This is a genomic window from Microbacterium oxydans (assembly GCF_000956525.1).
Classification (GTDB): domain Bacteria; phylum Actinomycetota; class Actinomycetes; order Actinomycetales; family Microbacteriaceae; genus Microbacterium; species Microbacterium oxydans_A.
In genome coordinates this window covers 1-5,583 of record NZ_JYIW01000003.1, presented here as the reverse complement: position 1 = coordinate 5,583, position 5,583 = coordinate 1, and the positions used below count along the sequence as shown (strand labels likewise).

Annotated in this window: 3 rRNA genes; all 3 read left to right on the top strand. The window is 54.5% G+C overall.

Going from position 1 to position 5,583, the window contains the following annotated elements:
• Nucleotides 1-261 precede the first annotated feature (261 nt).
• Nucleotides 262-1,785: ribosomal RNA gene (locus RS83_RS00040) — 16S ribosomal RNA — on the top strand.
• Nucleotides 1,786-2,212: 427 nt separating this feature from the next.
• Nucleotides 2,213-5,317 (top strand): 23S ribosomal RNA (locus tag RS83_RS00035).
• Nucleotides 5,318-5,425: 108 nt separating this feature from the next.
• Nucleotides 5,426-5,542: ribosomal RNA gene (rrf, locus tag RS83_RS00030) — 5S ribosomal RNA — on the top strand.
• Together the 16S, 23S and 5S rRNA genes form the textbook arrangement of a ribosomal RNA operon.
• The last annotated feature ends 41 nt before the right edge of the window (nucleotides 5,543-5,583 follow it).

Sequence of the window (5,583 nt, the reverse complement as noted above, 5' to 3'; positions counted from 1 at the left end):
TAAGATTGAGAAGTTGCCCTGCGGGCCTGGTTGTGATGACTGGGTCGTGGGAGCGTCCGATCCTTGAGAACTCAACAGCGTGCACTTGTCAAATGCCAAATTATCCTCGTCTCCACTTCGGTGGGGGTGAGAATTCCTTTGGATCAAAGACCAATCCCTTCCGGGGGGTTGGCGATGGATGAAGTCAGCAATGAATTTGTCTCTTTGGTCAGCATCAAACTCGCTGCGTCACCGTTTTCCCGGTGTCGTATGCATTTCTTTTTTACGGAGAGTTTGATCCTGGCTCAGGATGAACGCTGGCGGCGTGCTTAACACATGCAAGTCGAACGGTGAACACGGAGCTTGCTCTGTGGGATCAGTGGCGAACGGGTGAGTAACACGTGAGCAACCTGCCCCTGACTCTGGGATAAGCGCTGGAAACGGCGTCTAATACTGGATATGTGACGTGACCGCATGGTCTGCGTCTGGAAAGAATTTCGGTTGGGGATGGGCTCGCGGCCTATCAGCTTGTTGGTGAGGTAATGGCTCACCAAGGCGTCGACGGGTAGCCGGCCTGAGAGGGTGACCGGCCACACTGGGACTGAGACACGGCCCAGACTCCTACGGGAGGCAGCAGTGGGGAATATTGCACAATGGGCGCAAGCCTGATGCAGCAACGCCGCGTGAGGGATGACGGCCTTCGGGTTGTAAACCTCTTTTAGCAGGGAAGAAGCGAAAGTGACGGTACCTGCAGAAAAAGCGCCGGCTAACTACGTGCCAGCAGCCGCGGTAATACGTAGGGCGCAAGCGTTATCCGGAATTATTGGGCGTAAAGAGCTCGTAGGCGGTTTGTCGCGTCTGCTGTGAAATCCGGAGGCTCAACCTCCGGCCTGCAGTGGGTACGGGCAGACTAGAGTGCGGTAGGGGAGATTGGAATTCCTGGTGTAGCGGTGGAATGCGCAGATATCAGGAGGAACACCGATGGCGAAGGCAGATCTCTGGGCCGTAACTGACGCTGAGGAGCGAAAGGGTGGGGAGCAAACAGGCTTAGATACCCTGGTAGTCCACCCCGTAAACGTTGGGAACTAGTTGTGGGGTCCATTCCACGGATTCCGTGACGCAGCTAACGCATTAAGTTCCCCGCCTGGGGAGTACGGCCGCAAGGCTAAAACTCAAAGGAATTGACGGGGACCCGCACAAGCGGCGGAGCATGCGGATTAATTCGATGCAACGCGAAGAACCTTACCAAGGCTTGACATATACGAGAACGGGCCAGAAATGGTCAACTCTTTGGACACTCGTAAACAGGTGGTGCATGGTTGTCGTCAGCTCGTGTCGTGAGATGTTGGGTTAAGTCCCGCAACGAGCGCAACCCTCGTTCTATGTTGCCAGCACGTAATGGTGGGAACTCATGGGATACTGCCGGGGTCAACTCGGAGGAAGGTGGGGATGACGTCAAATCATCATGCCCCTTATGTCTTGGGCTTCACGCATGCTACAATGGCCGGTACAAAGGGCTGCAATACCGCGAGGTGGAGCGAATCCCAAAAAGCCGGTCCCAGTTCGGATTGAGGTCTGCAACTCGACCTCATGAAGTCGGAGTCGCTAGTAATCGCAGATCAGCAACGCTGCGGTGAATACGTTCCCGGGTCTTGTACACACCGCCCGTCAAGTCATGAAAGTCGGTAACACCTGAAGCCGGTGGCCTAACCCTTGTGGAGGGAGCCGTCGAAGGTGGGATCGGTAATTAGGACTAAGTCGTAACAAGGTAGCCGTACCGGAAGGTGCGGCTGGATCACCTCCTTTCTAAGGAGCATCTGACTCTTCGGAGTCCAGAACCCAGTTCGAAGGCATACGTTCTTCGCTGGGAGCTCATGGGTGGAACATTTGACATGGTGCAAACGATGAGAGTCTTTCCTAGTACGTCGCTTCGGCGGTTGGAACGGGGAGGGTTTCGGGTGTTGCACCTGCACGCTGTTGGGTCCTGAGGGACCGGATGTGCTCTGACCTTTTGGGGTTGGGAGCCAGTCGGTGACTCTGGACCTCTTTCTGTTTCCTCCTGTTGTGGGGGTTTCGGATTGGGGTACCGCCCGTACTTTGAGAACTACACAGTGGACGCGAGCATCTTGCAGCTGACTTCGGTCAGTTGCACAAGATGATCTTAAAGATCATTAGTCAATTTCATGCCGGACCTTTCGGGGTCTGGTGTCGATTCTGATTCAAACTCATGTGATTTCAAGTCTTTAAGAGCAAACGGTGGATGCCTTGGCATCTGGAGCCGAAGAAGGACGTAGCAATCTGCGATAAGCCTCGGGGAACTGATAAGCAAGTTTTGATCCGAGGGTGTCCGAATGGGGAAACCCCGCTGGGCGGCGTGCCGACCTAGTGACTCCCGCCTGAATATATAGGGCGGGTAGAGGGAACGTGGGGAAGTGAAACATCTCAGTACCCACAGGAAGAGAAAGCAACCGCGATTCCGTTAGTAGTGGCGAGCGAAACCGGAACAGGCTAAACCGAGCGTGTGTGATAGCCGGCAGGTGTTGCACGTTCGGGGTTGTGGGACTTTTCAGTCATCTCTGCCGAGGTGGCGGCGTTACAAGAAGGTATAGACGAACGGTCTTGAAAGGCCGGTCATAGAGGGTGCCAACCCCGTAGTCGAAATGCCTCTCTTGGCGCGAAGAGTATCCCAAGTAGCACGGGGCCCGTGAAATCCCGTGTGAATCTGTCAGGACCACCTGATAAGCCTAAATACTCCCAGATGACCGATAGCGGACAAGTACCGTGAGGGAAAGGTGAAAAGTACCCCGGGAGGGGAGTGAAATAGTACCTGAAACCGTTTGCTTACAAACCGTTGGAGCCTCCTTAGTAGGGGTGACAGCGTGCCTTTTGAAGAATGAGCCTGCGAGTTAGCGATATGTGGCGAGGTTAACCCGTGTGGGGTAGCCGTAGCGAAAGCGAGTCTGAATAGGGCGATTCAGTCGCATGTCCTAGACCCGAAGCGAAGTGATCTATCCATGGCCAGGTTGAAGCGACGGTAAGACGTCGTGGAGGACCGAACCCACTTAGGTTGAAAACTGAGGGGATGAGCTGTGGATAGGGGTGAAAGGCCAATCAAACTTCGTGATAGCTGGTTCTCTCCGAAATGCATTTAGGTGCAGCGTTGCGTGTTTCTTGCCGGAGGTAGAGCTACTGGATGGCCGATGGGCCCTACAAGGTTACTGACGTCAGCCAAACTCCGAATGCCGGTAAGTGAGAGCGCAGCAGTGAGACTGTGGGGGATAAGCTTCATAGTCGAGAGGGAAACAACCCAGACCACCAACTAAGGTCCCAAAGCGCGTGCTAAGTGGGAAAGGATGTGGAGTTGCTTTGACAACCAGGAGGTTGGCTTAGAAGCAGCCACCCTTGAAAGAGTGCGTAATAGCTCACTGGTCAAGTGATTCCGCGCCGACAATGTAACGGGGCTCAAGCACGCCACCGAAGTTGTGGCATTGATATTTTTGGTAGGCCTTCGTGGTCCAGCCGTATTGATGGGTAGGAGAGCGTCGTGTGGCCAGCGAAGCGGCGGTGGAAACCAGCCGTGGAGGCTACACGAGTGAGAATGCAGGCATGAGTAGCGAATGACGTGTGAGAAACACGTCCTCCGAAAGACCAAGGGTTCCAGGGTCAAGCTAATCTTCCCTGGGTAAGTCGGGACCTAAGGCGAGGCCGACAGGCGTAGTCGATGGACAACGGGTTGATATTCCCGTACCGGCGAAGAACCGCCCAAGCTAATCCAGTAGTGCTAAGTGTCTGAATCCCAGTGACTGATCCCTTCGGGGTGACGCTCTGGGCCTAGCGCACGACCCCATTCTGGTGCGGTTAGCGTATTAACAGGTGTGACGCAGGAAGGTAGCCCAAGCCAGGCGATGGTTGTCCTGGTGCAAGTGCGTAGGCCGAACGGTAGGCAAATCCGCCGTTCACATAGGCTGAGACACGATGCGGATAAAAAGTGGGTGATCCTATGCTGCCAAGAAAAGCATCGACGCGAGGTTCTAGCCGCCCGTACCCCAAACCGACTCAGGTGGTCAGGTAGAGAATACCAAGGAGATCGAGAGAATCGTGGTTAAGGAACTCGGCAAAATGCCCCCGTAACTTCGGGAGAAGGGGGGCCATCCACTTATACGGATTTACTCCGAAAAGGGTGTGGTGGCCGCAGAGACTAGTGGGTAGCGACTGTTTACTAAAAACACAGGTCCGTGCCAAGTCGCAAGACGATGTATACGGACTGACGCCTGCCCGGTGCTGGAAGGTTAAGAGGACCGGTTAGCCGCAAGGCGAAGCTGAGAATTTAAGCCCCAGTAAACGGCGGTGGTAACTATAACCATCCTAAGGTAGCGAAATTCCTTGTCGGGTAAGTTCCGACCTGCACGAATGGCGTAACGACTTCCCAACTGTCTCAACCGCGAACTCGGCGAAATTGCATTACGAGTAAAGATGCTCGTTACGCGCAGCAGGACGGAAAGACCCCGTGACCTTTACTACAGCTTGGTATTGGTGTTCGGTGTGGCTTGTGTAGGATAGGTGGGAGACTTTGAAGCATGGACGCCAGTTCATGTGGAGTCATTGTTGAAATACCACTCTGGTCACTCTGGATATCTAACTTCGAACCGTAATCCGGTTCAGGGACAGTGCCTGGTGGGTAGTTTAACTGGGGCGGTTGCCTCCCAAAAAGTAACGGAGGCGCCCAAAGGTTCCCTCAACCTGGTTGGCAATCAGGTGTCGAGTGTAAGTGCACAAGGGAGCTTGACTGTGAGACTGACAGGTCGAGCAGGGACGAAAGTCGGGACTAGTGATCCGGCAGTGGCTTGTGGAAGCGCTGTCGCTCAACGGATAAAAGGTACCTCGGGGATAACAGGCTGATCTTGCCCAAGAGTCCATATCGACGGCATGGTTTGGCACCTCGATGTCGGCTCGTCGCATCCTGGGGCTGGAGTAGGTCCCAAGGGTTGGGCTGTTCGCCCATTAAAGCGGTACGCGAGCTGGGTTTAGAACGTCGTGAGACAGTTCGGTCCCTATCCGCTGCGCGCGTAGGAAATTTGAGAGGATCTGACCCTAGTACGAGAGGACCGGGTTGGACGAACCTCTGGTGTGTCAGTTGTTCCGCCAGGAGCACCGCTGATTAGCTACGTTCGGGATGGATAACCGCTGAAAGCATCTAAGCGGGAAGCCGGCCTCAAGATGAGATTTCCATACCTTCGGGTGAGAGGCTCCCAGCCAGACTACTGGGTTGATAGGCCAGATGTGGAAGTGCAGCAATGCATGCAGCTGACTGGTACTAATAAGCCGATGACTTGATAACACACCGTTTGTTGGTGCTACGCGTCCACTGAGTGGTTCTCGATGTACGGTCGAGAACCGCATAACAACAATGACTTTGTTATGTGTTTGATTGAAACATCAATAGTGTTTCGGCGGCCATAGCGTGAGGGAAACGCCCGGTTACATTCCGAACCCGGAAGCTAAGCCTCACAGCGCCGATGGTACTGCAGGGGGGACCCTGTGGGAGAGTAGGACACCGCCGGACTCCTTTTAAGCAAATGGCCACCCATCGATGGGTGGCCATTT